The sequence below is a fragment of the Bradyrhizobium sp. ISRA436 genome, assembly GCF_029910015.1.
In the GTDB taxonomy this organism is placed as follows: domain Bacteria; phylum Pseudomonadota; class Alphaproteobacteria; order Rhizobiales; family Xanthobacteraceae; genus Bradyrhizobium.
Genome location: NZ_CP094519.1, coordinates 2,043,863 through 2,062,791, shown reverse-complemented (window position 1 = coordinate 2,062,791; position 18,929 = coordinate 2,043,863). Strand labels below are relative to the sequence as shown.

At 64.0% G+C, this 18,929-nt stretch carries 14 protein-coding genes; 2 read left to right on the top strand and 12 right to left on the bottom strand.

The features are described from left to right. Nucleotides 1–7 precede the first annotated feature (7 nt). The 7 genes from MTX23_RS09735 to MTX23_RS09705 form a co-directional block, all read right to left on the bottom strand. Entirely contained in the window at nt 8–361 is a 354-nt protein-coding gene (locus MTX23_RS09735; protein WP_280976415.1) for a copper resistance CopC family protein, read from the bottom strand. A gap of 2 nt (nt 362–363) precedes the next feature. Next, nucleotides 364–1,368, bottom strand: a complete 1,005-nt coding sequence (locus MTX23_RS09730) for a hypothetical protein (protein ID WP_280976414.1) — start codon at nt 1,366–1,368, stop codon at nt 364–366. 58 nt (nt 1,369–1,426) lie between these two features. Then, nucleotides 1,427–1,798 carry a DUF2946 family protein gene (locus MTX23_RS09725; protein WP_280976413.1) on the bottom strand — a complete coding sequence of 124 codons (372 nt, stop codon included), beginning with the start codon at nt 1,796–1,798 and terminating at the stop codon, nt 1,427–1,429. 207 nt (nt 1,799–2,005) lie between these two features. Next, the gene (locus MTX23_RS09720) at nt 2,006–3,550 is read right to left on the bottom strand and encodes an HlyD family type I secretion periplasmic adaptor subunit (RefSeq protein WP_280976412.1); all 1,545 of its coding nucleotides are present in this window, start codon (nt 3,548–3,550) and stop codon (nt 2,006–2,008) included. Continuing rightward, entirely contained in the window at nt 3,547–5,724 is a 2,178-nt protein-coding gene (locus MTX23_RS09715; protein WP_280978028.1) for a type I secretion system permease/ATPase, read from the bottom strand. The genes MTX23_RS09720 and MTX23_RS09715 overlap by 4 nt, the downstream gene beginning before the upstream one ends. Nucleotides 5,725–5,867: 143 nt before the next feature. Beyond that, on the bottom strand, nt 5,868–9,002 hold the full coding sequence (locus MTX23_RS09710) for a hypothetical protein (protein WP_280976411.1): 3,135 nt from the start codon (nt 9,000–9,002) through the stop codon (nt 5,868–5,870). A gap of 680 nt (nt 9,003–9,682) precedes the next feature. Next, nucleotides 9,683–10,819, bottom strand: a complete 1,137-nt coding sequence (locus MTX23_RS09705) for a LuxR C-terminal-related transcriptional regulator (protein ID WP_280976410.1) — start codon at nt 10,817–10,819, stop codon at nt 9,683–9,685. A 229-nt stretch (nt 10,820–11,048) separates the two neighbouring features. On the opposite strand from MTX23_RS09705, the gene MTX23_RS09700 reads away from it, so the two are divergent. Both MTX23_RS09700 and MTX23_RS09695 read left to right on the top strand, forming a co-directional pair. After that, nucleotides 11,049–12,431, top strand: coding sequence for an FAD-binding oxidoreductase (locus MTX23_RS09700; protein WP_280976409.1), 1,383 nt, complete (start codon nt 11,049–11,051; stop codon nt 12,429–12,431). A gap of 192 nt (nt 12,432–12,623) precedes the next feature. Then, a complete protein-coding gene (locus MTX23_RS09695) occupies nt 12,624–13,109 on the top strand; it encodes an adenosine-specific kinase (RefSeq protein ID WP_280976408.1) in 486 nt (161 codons plus the stop codon). 92 nt (nt 13,110–13,201) lie between these two features. Here MTX23_RS09695 and MTX23_RS09690 read toward each other — a convergent pair whose 3' ends face one another. The 5 genes from MTX23_RS09690 to MTX23_RS09670 all read right to left on the bottom strand — a co-directional run bounded on the left by MTX23_RS09690 (nt 13,202) and on the right by MTX23_RS09670 (nt 18,929). Then, nucleotides 13,202–14,761: a 2-isopropylmalate synthase gene (locus tag MTX23_RS09690; RefSeq protein WP_280976407.1), complete on the bottom strand. Its 1,560-nt coding sequence runs from the start codon at nt 14,759–14,761 to the stop codon at nt 13,202–13,204. A 510-nt stretch (nt 14,762–15,271) separates the two neighbouring features. Continuing rightward, the gene (locus MTX23_RS09685) at nt 15,272–16,207 is read right to left on the bottom strand and encodes a polyphosphate kinase 2 family protein (RefSeq protein WP_280976406.1); all 936 of its coding nucleotides are present in this window, start codon (nt 16,205–16,207) and stop codon (nt 15,272–15,274) included. Next, the gene (locus MTX23_RS09680) at nt 16,173–17,183 is read right to left on the bottom strand and encodes a branched-chain amino acid ABC transporter permease (protein ID WP_280976405.1); all 1,011 of its coding nucleotides are present in this window, start codon (nt 17,181–17,183) and stop codon (nt 16,173–16,175) included. Before MTX23_RS09680 ends, MTX23_RS09685 begins: the two co-directional genes overlap by 35 nt. Beyond that, nucleotides 17,180–18,061, bottom strand: a complete 882-nt coding sequence (locus MTX23_RS09675) for a branched-chain amino acid ABC transporter permease (RefSeq protein ID WP_280976404.1) — start codon at nt 18,059–18,061, stop codon at nt 17,180–17,182. Before MTX23_RS09675 ends, MTX23_RS09680 begins: the two co-directional genes overlap by 4 nt. 163 nt (nt 18,062–18,224) lie before the next feature. Then, nucleotides 18,225–18,929, bottom strand: coding sequence for an ABC transporter ATP-binding protein (locus MTX23_RS09670; protein ID WP_280976403.1), 705 nt, complete (start codon nt 18,927–18,929; stop codon nt 18,225–18,227).

Sequence of the window (18,929 nt, the reverse complement as noted above, 5' to 3'; positions counted from 1 at the left end):
CGGTGCTCTATCGACCGACCTGGAAGGTGAAGCTCCCGTCAGTCTTGTGGGTATCCACGGACAACACGTGCCAATTGACGTGGTAGGTCCCGACACCGCCGCCTTTTAACATGACGGACATCTGGCTGCCGTTCACACGCGCCTTTCCGGCATCGACACGCTGGCCGGAAGGACCGGTGACCGTGACCGAACTGAACGCCGGTTCGAGCTTCTGGGTGAAGTAGAGCGTCACCGCGCGCGGCGGGCTTGCCACCTTGTTGCCGACGCGCGGCTCGGCATGATCGAGAAGAGCATGGGCGTATGCTTTGCCGGTCGCCAATGACAGCAGCGCGATGATCCAGATCAGAGATGAGCGTCGCATGATCATTTCCTCGCAAAAGGACTGGCAGGCTGCATCGCCCCGCCAAAGATTGGCCTGCCGATTCCGTGGGGATCGATATCGTCGAGATATAGGTGGAGCTGGGCGATCACGCCGACGCGGGTCCCGCTTTGCCGATTGACCGGGACAAGCGCCTCGACACCGAGTTGATAGGTATTTCCGACCCAGAGAACGCCGGGGTTGATGGTGCCGGTCGTCACCGTCCCCGATGTCAGCGTGTTTGCGACCGGCGTCTGCATCTTGGCTTCGACCAGAGGGATCAGGTGATTGAAGAAATCGGGCAGCCCGAGATCGATGACCGCGGATTTCAGATAGGGCATGCTGTACTGGATGGTTCCGCCCCAGTTCAACACCTGCGGATGAAACTCGGTGTCGGCTGTCGGTTCACCGGTGTCGGGATCGACCCCGAAGGTTGTGGTGGAATGGCTGCCAGGGATGGCATAACCAACCTGTCCGGTGACCGCGACGGGGCGCAGCCACGACAAGGTGTCAGGCAGGTCACCGAAACCTTTGCCGAAAAAGACGGTCGGCGTGTAAGTGTTGAACGGATCGGCTCCGACGCTATCCGAGCCAGTGCCGCCCCATTCGATATTCAAGCCAACCGACATCACGAATTCATGGGCTGGGTCCTTGAAGACCCGATACTTGAAAGTCGTCTCCAGGTTCTGGAACCCATGAGCACCCATCCCGGTAGGGCCGCCTGGCGGGCTGAAGACGCTGTAGGTCGAGCCGATCGAGATCGCGAATGCCTCGGTGATCCGCTTGGCAAATTCGCCGGAGAAGTCGCGCTGTCGAAATGACAGGTCGTCGCCGATGTTGAAGCTTGACACCGTCGGCAGGGAAAGCTCGTCATTCACGCCTGGGTCGTCGATGCCGAGCGTAGCCGGAAAGAACCGGTTGCCGACGATTTCGTGGGCTGTGCTTCCGGAAAAAGGAATGAGCGCGATGGCAAGTCCTGGCAAGGCTGCACGCGCATGACGGATGAACATGGAAATCTCCGCGAGCGTTGATGTGTAAAGGGCTCAGCGGCCTTTTGGCCGCGCAGCTTTACGACGGAAACGGCGGCGCGCGCGCCTGAGCCTCAGAAGCAATTCTCGAACCGAAGAGACCCGGCGCCCAGTCCTGCCAGGCTATCTGGCTTGTCAGGCGATCCACCGCGATCGAGGCTGATGCCTGCCGAGTGTCGATCAAGGCGCCAGTCTGCAGTACATTGCAGGCGACGCAGAAGTCATGGACATGCTGGCCGGTCTGATCGTCCTGCTCGGGTCCTTGTGCTGCACTCGCGTGGCAGATGACTGCGCCTGCAAGCGGATCGGAGGCCGCAAGACTGGCCGCCCAGCATGCGCTGATCGGTGCAAAGATCTGCACCAGCAGGGCAACCAGGACTATAGGCAAGAGATTGTTCGGCTGTCGGCGCATCGGTCTCCCCCGCGGCAATCTATCGCGAGGGAGAGCCCCCGTCGAGCCAAGGGACAATGCACAGGCGTTGGAGGGAGGGTGGCTGACGATTTGGTGGAGTGTGTTGCGCGCCAGCAACGGCGCGACCTCGATTTCAGAGACCCGCATCTCCGCCCAATCCACTTGGGCTCGACGCAGACGACTCCGCACGGCAGGTGCGCGCTGTACCTATCGCTCCTTCAACGCCTCGGATGCGATCTTGGCAAGCGGGGAAAGCAGATAGTCGATCACGCGGCGGCTGTCGGTCTTGATTTCGACAGTCACGGTCATGCCCGGCGTTAGAGCGACCATCGCGCCGTCTATGTCCATCGCCTGCTCGTCGAGCGCGATGGTCACCGGAAAGACGAAGCTCTGGGGCTGTCCAGCCTGACTGGCAGGCGGGACGCCAGCCGTATTGGCGGTGGCGGGCGCGTTGGCGAGACCGCGCTTGGCCTCCTGTTCCTCGACCGCCTCGGAGGCGATGCGCACGACCTTTCCATGCAGAACGCCGAAACGGGTGAAGGGGAAGGCGTCGACCTTGATCGCCGCGGTCTGGCCGGGTTTGACGAAACCGATGTCGAGATTGGCGACCAGCGCCTCGATTTGCAGCGCCCCTTCGGTCGGCGCCACGACCAGGAGCTGCTGCCCCGTGGTGACGACCTGGCCGACTGTCGTCACAGCGATCTGCTGCGCGACACCGTCGACCGGCGAATGGAGCCGGGTGCGCGCCAGGCGTGCCCAGGCCTTGACCACCGCCTGCTTGGCTTCGTCCGCCTTGCGCTCGGCCTCGGCCTGCTTGTTGCCATTATCCGCCACGAATTGCGAGAGCGTCTTGATCTTCTCGCTCGCGAGTTCCATCAGCGCGGCTTCGGTTTCGATCAACTCGCCTTCGTCGGAGGCCCGCGAGGATTGCGATTTCTCCAGCTCCCCCTTGGCGTCGTAGAGATTGATCTTGGTCCCGACCTTGAGATCGTACGACTGCTGGCGCACGCTGAGGAGCGCGGTCAGCGTTTCGATCAGCTTGTCCTGGTAGGCGATCCTCATTTCCAGGCGCTGACGCGTCGCCTCCTTCTGGGCCATCTGCTTGTCGAGGCTTTGCAAGGCGCCGATGAGCTGGTTGACGTCCGCTGTCAACACCGCAGCCTCGCGCAAGCGGATCGCCTCCGGCAGTTCGACACCCCAGACAATTCGCGGCGCAGGGTCGGCGGCGGCTTGCATGAGGTCGGCGATAACGGCTTCGCGTGCGCCCGCCTCCTTTGATTTCGCTGGACGGTCGAGCACGGCTCGCGCAGTTGCGATGGCGAAACGCCGGCGCGCGATTTCGGCGAGGTCCGCATGGAGCGCATCGCGCTGGGCATTGGCCTCCGCGGCCGCCTCCGCGGGATCGAGCTCCAGCAGCAGGTCGCCCGCCCGCACGTGCTGCCCGTTCTCGACGTGGAGGGCAGCGATCTTGCCGGGGTCGAACGGCTGGATCACCTTGGCGCGCCCGGCCGTGTCGATTTTGCCGGGCGCCACCGCATGCACGTCGAGCCGACCGTAGAACGACCAGGCAAGCGCTGCTGCGAAAAACACGCAAATCGTCACCATCGTAACGATGGACAGAGGCGGCGCCGGCGTTTCCAGGATCTCGATCGCGGCCGGCAGAAATTCGCGGTCGCGGCCGGCGACGACCGCGGCAGGCGGCGGGACCGGCTGGCGGGGCGGCGGAGGCGGCAATGCGGCTCTTTGGTTCATGCCCCGGCCCTCGCCTGATCCGACTGCAGCGCCCAGAGTCTTGCGTAGAGGCCGCCTCGACGCGCCAGGAGCTCCTCGTGAGTCCCGATCTCGACGATCTCGCCCTTGTCCATTCCGACGATGCGCGTGCACGGACGCACCGCCGCCAAGCGATGGGCGATGATCAGCACCGTGCGGCCACGCACGATCGCGCGCATGTTCTCCTGGATGACACGTTCGCTCTCGTAGTCCAGCGACGAGGTCGCCTCGTCGAAGATGAGGATGCGCGGATTGGAGGCGAGTGCGCGAGCGATGGCGATGCGCTGGCGCTGGCCGCCCGAGAGATTGGCGCCGCGCTCCTCGATAATCGTATCGTAGCCCTGCGGCATCTGCGCGATGAACTCGTCGGCGCCGGCGAGCTTCGCCGCCTGGATCACCCATGCCCGCGGTGCCGCGGGATCGCCGAGCGCGATGTTCTCGTGGATCGACCGATTGAACAGGATGTTCTCCTGCAGCACCACGCCGATCTGGCGGCGGAGCCAACCTGGGTCGAGCTGGGCGATGTCGACGCCGTCAAGCATCACCTGCCCTGCCTGCGGCGCATAAAGCCTCTGCACCAACTTGACGAGCGTCGACTTGCCCGAGCCCGACGAACCGACGAAACCGATGACTTCGCCCGCGGCGATCGACAGGGTGACGTTGCGCAGCGCTTCGGCCGCATCTGCCCGATAGCGCAACGACACGCCCCGCAGCTCGATCGCGCCCCTCGGCGGCGGCAGGGTCAACAGGTTCTGCGGCGTGGGTTCCGGCGGCGTGTTCAAGATGTCGCCGAGCCGCGCCACCGAAACCTGGACCTGCTGGAAGTCCTGCCAGAGCTGGGAGAGGCGGAGAACCGGCGCCACGACCTGGGAGGCGATCATGTTGAACGCGATCAGCTCGCCGACCGTCATCGCACCCTCGATCACCGCCTGCGCGCCGAACAGCAAGATCAGCGCCGTCGTGGCCTTGCTCACATACTGGACGAGATTCTGGCCGAGCGCGCCGGTGATACCGGCATCGAACGACGTGCGGACATAGGACGCCAGCCGTTCCTCCCATTGGGCCTGCATCATCGGCTCGACGCTCGCCGCTTTCAACGTCGGCGCTCCGACGATCGACTCGACGAGAAACTGCTGCGATCGCGCTCCGCGGTTGAACTTTTCGTTGATCTGCTCACGCAGAACCGGCCTGATCAGCACCGCGATCAGCAGATAGACGGGGATCGTGCCGAGCACGACCAGCGTCAGTCTGGCCGAGTAGATGAACATCACCACGAAGAAGACGAGGGTGAAGACGAGGTCGAGCAGCGAGGTCAGCCCCTGCCCGGTCAGGAAGCTGCGGATCGTCTCGAGCTCACGCACGCGCGCAACGGTCTGGCCGGCCGCGCGCGTCTCGAAATAGGCCAGCGGCAGGCGAAAGAGGTGATGGAACAGACGCCGGCCGAGCTCGACATCGATCCGGTTGGTGGTGTGGCTCAGCGTATAGGCGCGGAGGAATTGCAGCACCGATTCGAACAGTCCCAGCGTGACCATGCCGACGATCAGAACGGTCAGTGTCGACAAGCCCTTGTGCACCAGCACCTTGTCGACGACGAGCTGGAAAAAAATCGGCGTGACGAGTGCGAACAGCTGCACGAAGAGGGACGCGACAGCGACCTGAGCCAGAGGCCGCCGGTAGCGCAGGATCGAGGGCAGGAACCAGCGGAATCCGAATGTGCGTGGGTCTGTCCCCGCCCCGCCCAGGCGGCGCGTGATCAGCACCACCTCACCTGATGACAGCGCCACGATCTGCTCGATCGGCAGCTCCCGCCCAATGCGGGCAATCGGATCGAGCAGCCGCGCGAGCCCTTTCGTCGGTGAGGCCGCCAGCACGTGGAAGCCGCCGTCCCTAAGGCCGATCAGCGCGGGATAGGGAATGGCGGCGAGGCGCTTGGCCGTGACGCCGCGCAGGATGCGCGAGCGCAATTTCAGTTGGTTGGCGCCGCGGATTATATCCTCGGCCTCGGCAAAGCGGCCAGTGAGCGCGAGCTGATGGCGCAATTGCGCCGGATCGGCGGCGATCCGGTAATATCCCGCGATCACGGCGAGCCCGGCCAGTCCGGAGTCCATTGCCGTGGTCGCGGACGACGGTTCGACCTTGGGCGGCGCGGTCGGCATTCGCTTGACCGCAAGCGCTTCCTTGATCTGCGCGATTACATCGTTCACCTCGTGCACCGTATAGCCCGGTGCCGCGCCGGCGCTCAGGCCGGGCTCCTCGCCCGACCCAAGATCGCCGACGTGTGCCGATCGCATGGCAGCCGTCATGCGTGCGTCGGCGCGGTCAGGTTGATGTTGAGCGTGCCTGTCCCTGCCTCCGTGAGGTTGCTGTTCGATCCGCTATGGAACGCGTCGTAGTCCTGCAGCGCGAGGTTGAAGGACATGTTGAGGGGTTGGCCGGCGTTGAAGGTCGAGACCGACACCGCGCCCATGTCGAACGAGTCCTTGTTGCTGTAGACAGTGCCGATGTTGGTCGCCAGCAGGCGATCGAACCCGGTCGCCGTGCTGACCAGAATGAACTCTCCCGGCACCTGTTTAAGGCCTTGCAAGTCCACGCCATTACTGTCGCCTGTTGGTGCGAAGTCCGCAATCACGCTTTGGCTGACGCCGCCATTGGTGAACGTCGCCGTCCCATCTGCGGTGAAGTCCGCAAGCGTGCCGGTTACGTTGCCACTGCTGTCCTCGGTCACGATCTTGACCTCGGTGATCGCCTCATGCGTGGCATCGCTCGGGAACGTCCCTCCGGGGGAGAGCGACGTCGATTCCGGGACCTCATAGGCGTCGAGGCGGATGTCGACGGTCTTTCCGTTCGGATTGACTTGCGAGAGCGTGAAGCCGCTGTTGTTGACCTCGTAGTGATCGAGATAGCCGAGGGTGCTGAGCGACTTCAGGTCGGTGGTGGTGGTGATCGAATGGACGTTGTCGACGAAGTCGATGCGGATGGCTTCGCCCGGGGCCACCGCCTGCTTGTCGGTGCCGACGCCGATATTGCTGGGGTTGACGGTGTCGACGCCGGGGCTAAGCCCGGTGAAGACTACCGACTTGCCGGGGCTGACGGGCTCTTTCGTCGTCGGGTTGAACGGCAGCGAGAACCACGCGTAGTCGCCGGCGGGCACGTCGGCGAAGTCACTGAACGTGAATCTCGCGCCGTTGCCGATCGGCTGGAGCATGTCGAAGGTGTACTGACCGCTCGTGTGGTCGAGCGTGATGGTGAACACCTCATCCGCCGTGATGGGGGATCCGCTCGCGCCGCCGGGAAGCCCGGCGCCGGTCGAATCGGTCGTCGCGGTCAGCGTGCCCGTGCCGAACCCGAACAGGTAGATGTCGCTTCCGTTCGCTTGCAGGTTCTGGCTCGAGCCACCGTCGAGTTGGCCCGTCAGCTTCGAGCCGTTCGTACCGGTGAAGGTCAAAGCGCCGAAGCCGTCGGCACCGGCATGCTGGTCGATGGTGAGCGACGAATTGGGATCGACCGTCCCGTCGGCCGAATCCGTGTTGACGAGCTTCCCGGTGAAGGTGGAGCCGGCGGCATCCTGAACGTCGTCCGCGGCGACGATCGCCTCTGGGTTGAAGTTCACCGGCACGTCGTCGATGACCGTGACCGTCAGCGCCCCGGCGCCGGCGGTGGCCGTATCGCCGGCGCCGAAATTGCCGTCGGCGTCGGTCGCCAGGATCAGCGAGCTGAAGTCGATCGTGGTATTACTCGAGTCGTTGGCTCCTGGGCCCTGATCGACGGGCGCCGAAAGCGTGAAGGTCCAGGCTCCCGTCGCCTCGGTCAGCGCGAGCGTGAACACGGTCGTCGTCGTCAGGCCCACGGTGTAGCTGGCGGTCAGGGTGTCGACGCCGCCGCTGCTCGTAACGGCATAATTTAACGCATTCCCGCCGGACGTAAGGCCTTGGCTCGTCAGGCTGCTCGTGTCGGTCGCCAGCCTGTAAGTGAGCGGCGTGTCGACGCCCGGATTGAACAGCGTCGTCACCGAGCCGGTCGCCGTCGCGCTGCCGTCCTTGTCGGGAAGGAGATTGGTCGACAGCTGGTCTTCATCGACGGTCCCCGTCACCTTGCTCGTGCTCGCGGTCGGCACGCTGTCCTCGAAGATGATGTGCGAGCCGACTTCCTGGGTGTCGGTGATCGTGGTCGTGGTCGTCTGCGTTTGCGTGACGTTGAGAATGTCGAAGCCCGGCGTGTTGCCGGTTCCGGTGACGTTTTTGGCCACGAACTGGTCGAACTGCGCACCATTGGCCGCAATGAAGTCGACCGTCTCGTTGACGGTCAGGTGATTGACGGTCACGCTGCCATCGGCGTTGAAGGTGAAAGTTATGCCGTGGTTCAGGTTGCTCGCCTGCGCCGAATCGGCAATCAGGTTCCCACCAACACCGCCGGTCCAGACCTTGACCTCGCCGATCGTCACCGGGTTGGTGGACGTGCTCGTGTTGGTGCTGCCGAACGTGCCGTTCGTCTCGTTCTGGGCGATGATCAGCACGTTAACGAAACTGCCGGTGGGAGTCACCTGGCTGATGTCGAACGTCGCCTCGTTTCCTTCGGTATAGACGAGGCTGTTGAGCGAACCGTCGGTGAGGAAGGTCTTATCCTTGGTGGAGCCGCCGGTGAAGCTCGAGACGAAATCGAAGCGCAGGGCCTGGGTGGGGGTGATCGCCTGACTGTCGCTGCCGTCGCCGACCGAGCTGGTGTTGACGGTATCGGGACTGCTCGCGCTCTTGTCGAGCCCGGTCACGATGACCGTCGCTTTCCCGTCGGTGCTGGTGAATGGCAGCCAGTAGTTCTGTCCCGGCTGCTTGGTGCCGATCACGAACGACTCGGTGCTGGTGGTGCTGGACGTCCCGCTGACATAGACCTTATTGGTGAGATCGAGGGTGTTGGCGTCCTCCCCCACGGCCGGATTCGTGTTGGTGAGTGCCTCGTACTGCACGACCCAGATTGTCGCGCCGCCGCTTGTCGGCTGTAGCAGGAGAGCGAAGGCAACCGCTCCGCTGGGGTTTGCGGTCGTTCCGTTCCCCTCGATGCCGAGCACGATATCGGGATTGCTCGAGTCGGAGTAGAGGAAGATCTCGTTGTCGTCGAGGGCCGTGAAGCCGGTGGAGACGGCGCTCAAAGTGCCACCGGTGCTGTTGGTGAACTGCAAGTTCTGGTCAGTGGTGCTGACGATCGCATTCTCGGCGATCCCGATCGCCTGGGTCGTGCCGTTGGCGGAGTTCGTCGTCGTATCGGGATAAATGCCCAGCGACTTGAGCTCAGCGCCGAGCGACGATGAGGTGGAAATACTGCTCTGGAAGCTGGAGAGAATGACGTTGTTGTCGGCATCAGTGGCGTCGCTGTCGGCGGCCAGGGTTGTCAGTCCGAGGTTCTCGTCCTCAATAACTTTACCGGTGATGGTGAGTGACATGGCAAGCTCCTCAGCAAATTGTGAAAACCTGAGATCAGGCTGATGGCTACTGCACGGCACAATCATTTGCGGCACGTCGCTCTCCGGGCGTGTCCGCACGGAGAGCCGTCAGTCCTGCACAATCAGAAGACCAAACGAACGCGGGGCCTGGCGGGGAGCTTGTTGCTACTCCTCGCCCGACCGACTGACCTTGCCCGGAGCGCCAGTGGAGACACAGAGCTCCGATAAGTGAATGATGGACTGCTGCTGCATGCTCCCTCCTATCCGCTGCAAATATCTGCCGCGAGGACGAGCAAACCGGGAAATCCAAACACTATAAAATGGTGTGGCGATACTGCCTGCGACCTGGCGCAATCCAATCATCGCGCATGTAATGAGCATAGGCTGGTCAATTACAGCGCCTCGGTAAATACCAAAGACGGAGTACCACGTTTGGCGCGGAGCCAGGTGCATTGGCTCGCGCCCTGCGCACGCAGGTCGCATGCCGGCGCTTGAGGTTGCAGCAGCCCGTGCTTCCTGAAGGCACACGCAGACCAGATGGCGCATTTTGCTGCAGCAGACTGAGCACACCGGCGCCAAAGAGCCGCCGGTCGCGCGCGCAAATTCGCCCCGGTCAGCTCAAAGTAAAAGCGCGGCGCCGAGGCGCCGCGTTTTCCCGCAACGAAGATGCAGGACGCCGGTCAGAGGGCTCCCGGGTAGCCAGCGACCAGCTTCACGAGATCGGCCTGTCGTTTCGTGGCGGTCTTTTCATAGATGCGATGCAGGTGGGTCTTGACGGTTTGCTCGGAAATGCCGAGCACCGGGGCGACCTCGGGCACGCCGCCGATCTCGACGATCGCAAACATGACACGGACCTCCGCCGGCGTCAGCTTGAACTCGTCGGCGATAGCCTCTGGCGGTGACGGCAAGTCCACCCCGGCCTTGCGGACGAACACCGCGGCCGCCGCCGAATATGAAATGCCGGCCTTTCGGCGCGCGCCTGAGGTCAGGGGCAGCACGTGGGCAACGTAGCGCCCGCCGGTTCGCGCGGTCAGCGGCATGGCGATCCCTTTCTTTCCGACGGCCGAATCGCCGGCCTGGGCCGCCGCGAATATCTCGAGCAGATGCCGGTTGCCCTCCGAATCAAGCGCCGCGATCCGGCCGTTGGTGGCGCGCAGCACATTGGCCTCGGCGACCAGGCGATGCGCGCTGGCATTGGCATGGATGATACGGCCGGTCTGATCGACAATGAACATGCCCGAGGCGAGCTCGTCGAGACTGTCCGCCAACACCGCCGCCTCGACGCGATGCAGATCGATCATTTTGCCAATCAGCATGGCGCGCCGGACGTGTGGCGTGATCAGTTCGAACCGCTGGCGCATGCGGTTGTCGACCTGGCCCTGGCCAGCGTGACGCATGGCGGTGAACAGCGCGCAGCTCGTCACCCCCTTCTCCAGGTTCGAAAACAGGCCGTCCATCAGGCTTTGCGGCGCGAGCCATTCGCGAAAGAAGCGCGTCCGAACGTACTCTTCGCAGGAAATCACGTCGGGGACGGCGACCGATTGCTCCACGTCGAAAAGGACGACGCCTGGAAAGATCGGATTGATCTTGCCGTAGCTCTCCAGATAGAGCTGGAAATAGTGCGGCGCATTGGGCTCGCGGCCCCACCAGAACAGCGCGTCGGTGGCCCTGCTGACCGCGTCCTGCGAATGCAGGCTGGCGGAGGCCGCGCCGATATAACCGCAGATGCTTTCGATCGCGCTCGGCCACAGCGCCGGATCGAGCGAGGCATCGTAGACGTCGCCTATGACCCGCGAAAGCTCGTCCGCTTCACGCATGTCGGTGGCTCCAGCCCGCCGGGCCAACCCCGCCGCAGCGTAGCACGCCCGGGGAACCGGCAGCCAGCATCTCCATCGATCGGGTGACGCGGCCATTGCGCCAGCGTGCCAAGTTATCGCCGTCGGGCGAACCGGCAGAACGCCAGCAGGTGGCAGGCCAGTTCCCATGGACGGACGCAGGAGGCCGTAATCGGACAGCCCGACTGACCCGTGAGATCAGGAGAGCATCATGCGTGACGAAGCCAAGACCAAATTGCGTGAGAGCCTGCGTGGCACCGTGATCGAGCCTGGCGAGGCCGAGTACGACGAGGCTCGCGCGCTCTATAACGGCATGATCGACAAGCGGCCATTGCTGATCGCGCGCTGCGCCGATGTCGCCGACGTCATCGCGGCGGTGAAGTTCGGCCACGACAATGAGCTGCGGATCGCGATCCGCGGCGGCGGCCATAATGGCCCCGGTCTCGCCAGTGTCGATGACGGATTGGTCATCGACCTCTCGACCATGAAGGGCGTCCGCGTCGACGCAGTCGCCCGCACCGCGCGGGTCGGCGCGGGATGCACTCAGGGCGACGTCGACCATGCCACCCACGCGTTCGGCCTCGCCGTGCCCGCCGGCATCATCTCGACCACCGGAATCGCCGGCCTGACCTTGAGCGGCGGCCACGGCTACCTCACCCGCAAATACGGACTCACCATCGACAACATGATCGAGGCCGACGTCGTGCTGGCCGACGGCAGCGTCGTAGTCGCCAGCAAGAACCAAAACCCCGACCTGTTCTGGGCGCTGCGCGGCGGCGGCGGCAATTTCGGCGTCGTCACCTCCTTTGTGTTCCAGCTCCACCCCGTCACCACCGTGTTTGCCGGGCCGATCGCCTGGGACCAGAAGCACGCGCGCGCCATCATGCAGCGTTATCGCGACTTCCTCCCGGCTGCACCGGAGGAGCTTGGCACTTTCCTCGGGCTCAAGACGATTCCGTCCAGCCCGCCGTTCCCCAAGGAGCTCTGGGGAAAGCACATCTGCCTCCTGATGTGCTGCTACGACGGTCCCGAGGATGCGGCCAAGACGGCCCTGGCGCCGTTCCTCGACGCATTGCCGGAGCCATGGCTCAACTGGATGGGAACGATGCCATATCCCGCGGTGCAGAGCATGTTCGACGGGCTCTATCCCAAGGGCATGCAGTGGTACTGGCGCGGCGACTTCGTCAAGACGCTGCCGGACGCCGCGATCGACATCCATCTCGAGCAGGCCGCAAAAACCCCGAGCGAATTGTCGCTCATGCATCTCTACCCGATCGACGGCGCCGTGCACCGCGTCGGAATCGGCGAGACCGCCTGGAATTGCCGTGATGCGACCTGGTCGATGGTGATCGCCGGCATCGATCCGAATCCGCAAAAGGCAGGGCCGATCACCCGATGGACCAAGGCCTATTGGGAGGCGGTTCACCCATTCGACCTCGGCGGCGCCTACCCGAACTTCATGATGGACGATGAGGGCGACGCCCGCCTCAAGGCGACCTACGGATCCAATTATGCGCGACTGACCGAGGTGAAGCGCAAATATGACTCTGCCAATCTGTTCCGGGTCAACCAGAACATCAGGCCGGCCGCCTGACGTGGTGGCCCGCGACGCCGCGAAGGTGATAGCTTCGTGAGATGATCGAAAGAAAACGCGGCGTCCACGACGCCGAGTTTTCGAAAGCGTCGGTCCAAGGCGATGTCGGCCTCCGACCCTGGCCGGCGCTTGCAATCATCTTCAGGCGGCCTAGCATGGATGGCATCTAGCTCATCCTGAAGGAGCGAAGCGATGGAACTCACAGTGGTGCCCATCGTCAAGCCGGATGACGTCAACTTCATCTTCGGCCAGTCGCATTTCATCAAGACGGTGGAGGATCTTCACGAGGCGCTGGTGGGCGCGGTTCCGCGTATCCGCTTCGGGGTGGCCTTCTGCGAAGCCTCCGGCAAGCGATTGGTGCGCTGGTCCGGCAACGACGAAGCCTCACTCGCCCTGGCACGCGACAACGCATTGGCCATCGGCGCCGGCCACACTTTCTTGATCTTCCTTGGTGAAGGTTTTTTTCCCGTCAACGTGCTGGCTGCGGTGCGCGCCGTGCCGGAGGTCTGCCGGATCTATTGCGCGACGGCCAACCCGACACAGGTGATTGTCGCGCAAACGGAGCTGGGGCGCGGCGTGCTCGGTGTGGTGGATGGCGCCTCGCCGCTGGACATCGAGACCGACGCCGACATTGCGTGGCGGAAAGACCTGCTGCGAAACATCGGCTACAAGCTGTAGCGGCTGGAGGAGGCGGCGAAGCGCGCGCCAGAAAGCAAAAACGCGGCGCCGATGACGCCGCGTTTTTTATTCTTCGGTCATTTCTCTGGACGTCAGCTCGCGGCCGCCGCCGGGACGTCGCGCTGGCGCTTCATCACGATCTTGTTCAGCGCACCGAGATAGGCCTTGGCCGAGGCAACCAGCGTGTCCGGATCGGCGGCGCGCGCGGTCATCGAGCGGCCCTCATGCGCCAGCCGCACCGAGACTTCGGCCTGGGCGTCGGTGCCTTCGGTCACCGCGTGCACCTGGTACAGTTCGAGCTTGGCGTCGTGCGGCACCAGGCGCTTGATGCAGTTGAAGACGGCGTCGACCGGGCCGTTGCCCTCGGCCTCCTCGATCCTGGTCTGGCCGTCGACGTCGAGCTTCATGGTGGCGCGCTGCGGGCCATGGGTGCCGGCGATCACGGTCAGCGAGGACAGCTTGATGCGGTCGTGCGCGGCCGCGATCTCCTCGTCCAGCAGCGCCTCGATGTCCTCGTCGTAGATGTCCTTCTTGCGGTCGGCCAGGGCCTTCATCCGCGTAAAGGCATCCTCCAGCTGGTTGGGGCCGAGCTTGTAGCCCATCTCCTCCAGCTTGTGCACGAAGGCATGGCGGCCGGAATGCTTGCCGAGCACCAGCGACGACTGCTTCAGGCCGACCATCTCGGGCCGCATGATCTCGTAGGTCGAGGCGTCCTTCAGCACGCCGTCCTGATGGATGCCGCTCTCATGGGCGAAGGCGTTACGCCCGACGATCGCCTTGTTGTACTGGACGGGAAACGAGGTCGCGGCCGACACCAACTTGGACGCACGGGTGAGCTGCGTGGTGTCGATCTTGTTCCAGTACGGAAACTTGTCGTTCCGCACATTGATCGCCATCACGATCTCTTCCAGCGCGGCGTTGCCGGCGCGCTCGCCGATGCCGTTGACGGTGCACTCGACCTGGCGGGCACCGCCGACGATACCGGCCAGCGAGTTCGCAACCGCCATGCCGAGATCGTTATGGCAGTGAACCGAGAACACCGCCTTGTCCGAGTTCGGCACACGCTCGATCAGCGTCTTCATGAAATGGGTGTACTCTTCCGGCACCGTATAGCCGACGGTATCGGGGATGTTCACCGTGGTGGCGCCGGCCCTGATCACGGCTTCGACGATGCGACAGAGGAAATCCATCTCGCTGCGGGTGCCGTCCTCCGCCGACCATTCGACGTCGTCGATCTGGTTGCGGGCGCGCGCGACCATGGCAACCGAGGTCTCGATCACCTGCTCCGGGGTCTTGTTCAATTTCACGCGCATATGCAGCGGCGAGGTCGCAATCACGGTGTGGACGCGGCCGCGCTTGGCGAACTTGACGGCTTCGGCGCACCGGTCGATGTCGGCCGGATGCGCGCGCGACAGCCCGGCGATGACAGCATTCTTGGAGCGGCGGGCAATCTCGCTGACCGCCTGGAAGTCGCCTTCCGAGGTGATCGGGAAGCCGGCTTCGATGACGTCGACGCCCATGTCATCCAGGAGCTCGGCAACCTCGAGCTTCTCCTCGAAGGTCATGGTGGCGCCGGGGCACTGCTCGCCGTCGCGCAAGGTGGTGTCAAAAATAACGACGCGGTCCTTCTCGGACTTGTTCACGGTGGCCATGTAAAAAATTCCTTTAAGCTTGTGCGCCCGTCATGTTGCTGGGGCGATATCAGGGTCCGGTGATCTCGTACAAACCCCTGAGTGCCCAGGCACAAACGCCCAGCCGGCCCTCAGGGGCAGGTAAGAAGAAGGCCGCCAATAAGGAGGGTGGGCAGCGCAGCCGGGATCACGGCGGTGCTGATGGCCAAGGCCACCTCCCCCGAAATCCCATCAATTTGGCCGCGAATCAGCATTGCCAGACCCTTTGGAGCACCAGATCCTCGGTCAAAACCGTTGATAGTCGGTTGCCGGACGGCGCCGTGTGGGGTGTTTCTAGACGATTATGGCAAGCGGCCGCAATGGGGAAAGATGGTCAGGTGAGCTGACCTAATGCGGACAGCACTGGACGATAGCGAGTCGCGCGTGAGTGGCGCACCGGCGGATGGGTTCCCCACCCTTGCGGGCCCCCACAAGGGTGGAGGGAGCCTTTACCTCACGTTACTGGCAGCCCAAGCGACCGCACTTCCATGCCTACTTCCTCGCAACCGCCTTCGCCGCCCCGCCCTTGCCTTCCTCGAGCGCCGCACGGATGCGCTTGAACTCGCTCAGGTCGGCCTTGTCGACGTCGGGGAACTTCAGATTGAGCCGGTCGAGCGCGGCGACGATGGTCGAGCCGATCACGACGCGGGCGAACCATTTGTGGTCGGCGGGCACGACGTGCCACGGCGCGTCCCTGGTCGCGGTGTGGTGGATCATGTCCTGGTAGGCCGCCTGGTATCTCGCCCACAGCACGCGCTCGGAGATGTCGGCCATCGAGAACTTCCAGTTCTTGGCCGGCTCCTCCAGCCGGGCGAGGAAGCGCTGGCGCTGCTCCTCCTTGGAGACGTGCAGGAAGAACTTCAGGATCACGATGCCGTTGCGCGACAGATAGCGTTCGATCGCCGAGATATCCTCGAAGCGCTCGCGCCAGATATGCTTGGTCACCAGCCGCTTCGGCAGCTTCTGCTTCTGCAGCACCTCGGGATGCACGCGCACCACGAGGCATTCCTCGTAGTAGGAGCGGTTGAAGATGCCGATGCGGCCGCGCTCCGGCAGCGCGACCATCGCGCGCCACATGAAGTCGTGATCGAGCTCCTTGGTCGAGGGCTGCTTGAAGGACGACACCTCGCAGCCCTGCGGATTGACGCCCTCGAACACGCTCTTGATCGCGCTATCCTTGCCGGCGGCGTCCATGCCCTGGAAGATCAGGAGCAGCGACCAGCGGTCCTGCGCGTAGAGCTTCTCCTGGAAGTCGCTGAGCCGCTTGCGGTTGGCTTCGATGATCTTGCCGCCCGCGTCCTTGTCGATGCCGCCCCTCTCGGCGGTCGGATACGATTTCAGGTGGAATTGGCCCGTGCCGTCGAATCGGAACGGCGCGACGAAGGGTTTCAGTTCATCGGCGAGTGATGGGGACGGCTGCCTGCTCATGATCTCTCAGCGGCTTGCGTGGCGATTTGATCCAGTCGATGACGCTACCAAGAATGCCCTTGGGCAGGAAGATGATGAAGAGCACCAGCAGCACGCCGTAGACGAGATTGTCCCAGCCGACCGCCTCGGTCCCGAAGCTGACGCGCAGCACCTCCGCGAGCAGGATGGTGATGATCGCGCCGACGGTCGGCCCGAGCGCAACATAGACGCCGCCGACGATCGCCGCGAACACCATCTGCAGCGAGACGGCGATGCCGCTGACCGTGTCAGGCGAGATGAACATCTGGTACTGGCAATACAGCGCGCCCGAGAGTGCGGTCATCAGCGCGCTGATCAGCGTGATCTTGAGCTTCTCGGCCGTGACGTTGACGCCGGCCGCGGCGGCCGCATCCTCGTCCTCCGAGATCGCCTCCATGGCGTGGCGGCCCATACTGCGGTCGATCCAGTGCCAGATCACGATGCCGGCGAGCCAGACCGCGAGCGCGATCAAATACCAGGTCGTCTTGTCGTCGAATTGCAGCGCAAGCAATCCCTTGCCGCTCGGCGCGCGCTGCGGCGTGTAGCCGAGCGAGCCGCCGGTATAGTCGCGGGTTGCGGTGATGACCTGCAGCACGATGCCGGCCAGCGCCAGCGTCACCAGCACGAAATAATGGCCGGTGATCCGGAAACGGAAGCAGGGATAGGCGACGACAAGCGCGAGCACGCCCGCCGCCAGCATGCTGAGCGGAATGCCGATCCAGGGCGACAGCCCGAAATTATTCCACAGCAGTGCGGTGACATAGGCGCCGGTCCCCATGAACCCGCCATGGCCGAGCGACACCAGGCCGAAGCGGCCCATGATCGACCACGACGTGTAGGCGAACGACCAGATCAGGATCAGCACCAGGAGGTGCAAGTGGTAGGGATCGCTGTGCACGAAAGGTAGCGCCACCAGCACGGCAAGCGCGACGATCCACCCTGCGACCCGCTTGTTCACGAGCGCCTCGCGAGCAGGCCCGCGGGCCGGATGAACATCATCACGATGAAGAAGGCGAAGGCCAGCACATAGCCCCATTCGAGATCGGAGAACAGACCGCCGAGCGAGATGATCTCGGCGAACAGGAACGAGGCGATGAAGCCGCCGATGAAATTGCCGAGCCCTCCGAGCACGCAGATCAGGAAGGTGATCGGCCCGAACGACAGGCCGACGAAGGGATGCACGTCGTATTGCAGCACGAGCAGGCACGCCGCGAGGCCGGCCAGCCCGCCGCCGATCGCCGAGGTGACCAGGTAGATGCGTTTCGCGTCGACGCCCATCAGCGGCATGATCTGGCGGTCCTGCGCGATGGCACGGATCGCGGTGCCGGTGAAGGTGCGGGTCAGGAACAGGTAGACGCCGACCATGCCGAGCAGCGCCGCGGCAAACGAGAGCAGCCGCGCGTAGCTGAAATTCATATCGCCGAGCGACAGCACCGGCAGGCGGATACCGAGATTTTTGAAGTCGATGCCGAAGGCGACGGTGGCAAAGCTCTGCAGGACGAACAGCACGCCGCCGGTCGCCAATAGCTGGTTGATCGGCGGCGCGGTCAGCAAGGGCGCGATGACGAAGAAATGCAGCGCCGCGCCGAGCAGCGCGACCAGCATGATGACCAGCGGCGCCGCGGCCCAGTATGACAGGCCGAAATACTGCACCAGGTAGTACATGCCGTACATGCCGATCATCACGAGCTCGGCGTAGCAGATCCAGGTGACGTCGATCACGCCGAAGATGAGGTTCAGGCCGAGCGCGAGCAGCGCCAGCACGCCGCCGAGCAGGATGCCGTTGATGACGGCCTCGAGAAAGTAGATGTCGAAGATGTCGAGGAAGGATTGCATGGTGTTTCCTCTCCTTACCTCTCCCGCTTGCGGGGGAGGTCGGCGCGCGCGAGCGCGCCGGGTGGGGGCTCTCTCCTCAATGCGACTCGCGGAGATACCCCCACCCCGCCCCTCCCCCGCAAGCGGGAGAGGGAGAACACTGATCGAGCGGACAGTGTCATCCTCACACCCCCAGATACGCCTGCTTGATGGTGTCGCTCGCGGCAAGGTCCGCGGACGTGCCGGCGGCGCGGATGGTGCCGGCCTCGATCAGGTAGGCGCGGTCGACCACGCGCAGCACCTGCTGCACGTTCTGCTCGACGATCAGCACCGTGAGCCCGCTGGCGCGGATCCGCTTTACCAGCTCGAACACCTGCTGCACCACGACCGGCGCGAGCCCCGCGGAGGGCTCGTCGAGCAGCAGCAGCTTTGGGTTCGACATCAGCGCGCGGCCGATCGCGCACATCTGCTGCTCGCCGCCCGACATGGTGCCGGCCATCTGGTGGCGGCGCTCCTTCATGCGCGGGAACAGCTCGAACACGAAGTCGAGCCGCTCGGCGTAATGGGCGCGCGCGCCGGGCATATAGGCGCCCATCTTCAGATTGTCGGCGACGGTGAGCCGCGGAAACAGCCGCCGGTTCTCCGGCACATGGGCAATGCCGAGGCTGACGATGCGATGCGGAGGCGTCGCCACGACGTCGGTGCCCTGCATTGCGATGGTGCCCCTGGCCGGGCGGATCAGGCCGGAGATCACGCGCATCAGCGTCGTCTTGCCGGCGCCGTTCGGGCCGATCACGCCGACGGCCTCGCCTGCCTTGACGTCGAGGCTGACGTCGAACAGCGCCTGGAAGCTGCCATAGCCCGCATCGATCGATCTGAGCTCGAGCAT

Bases quoted from the DNA above. Each gene is read 5' to 3' on its own strand.
- MTX23_RS09685 (WP_280976406.1), bottom strand. From the start codon at position 16,207: ATGAGCAGGCAGCCGTCCCCATCACTCGCCGATGAACTGAAACCCTTC.
- MTX23_RS09725 (WP_280976413.1), bottom strand. From the start codon at position 1,798: ATGCGCCGACAGCCGAACAATCTCTTGCCTATAGTCCTGGTTGCCCTG.
- MTX23_RS09710 (WP_280976411.1), bottom strand. From the start codon at position 9,002: ATGTCACTCACCATCACCGGTAAAGTTATTGAGGACGAGAACCTCGGA.
- MTX23_RS09730 (WP_280976414.1), bottom strand. From the start codon at position 1,368: ATGTTCATCCGTCATGCGCGTGCAGCCTTGCCAGGACTTGCCATCGCG.
- MTX23_RS09700 (WP_280976409.1), top strand. From the start codon at position 11,049: ATGCGTGACGAAGCCAAGACCAAATTGCGTGAGAGCCTGCGTGGCACC.
- MTX23_RS09705 (WP_280976410.1), bottom strand. From the start codon at position 10,819: ATGCGTGAAGCGGACGAGCTTTCGCGGGTCATAGGCGACGTCTACGAT.
- MTX23_RS09715 (WP_280978028.1), bottom strand. From the start codon at position 5,724: ATGCCGACCGCGCCGCCCAAGGTCGAACCGTCGTCCGCGACCACGGCA.
- MTX23_RS09675 (WP_280976404.1), bottom strand. From the start codon at position 18,061: ATGCAATCCTTCCTCGACATCTTCGACATCTACTTTCTCGAGGCCGTC.
- MTX23_RS09670 (WP_280976403.1), bottom strand. From the start codon at position 18,929: ATGCTCGAGCTCAGATCGATCGATGCGGGCTATGGCAGCTTCCAGGCG.
- MTX23_RS09735 (WP_280976415.1), bottom strand. From the start codon at position 361: ATGCGACGCTCATCTCTGATCTGGATCATCGCGCTGCTGTCATTGGCG.
- MTX23_RS09695 (WP_280976408.1), top strand. From the start codon at position 12,624: ATGGAACTCACAGTGGTGCCCATCGTCAAGCCGGATGACGTCAACTTC.
- MTX23_RS09720 (WP_280976412.1), bottom strand. From the start codon at position 3,550: ATGAACCAAAGAGCCGCATTGCCGCCTCCGCCGCCCCGCCAGCCGGTC.
- MTX23_RS09690 (WP_280976407.1), bottom strand. From the start codon at position 14,761: ATGGCCACCGTGAACAAGTCCGAGAAGGACCGCGTCGTTATTTTTGAC.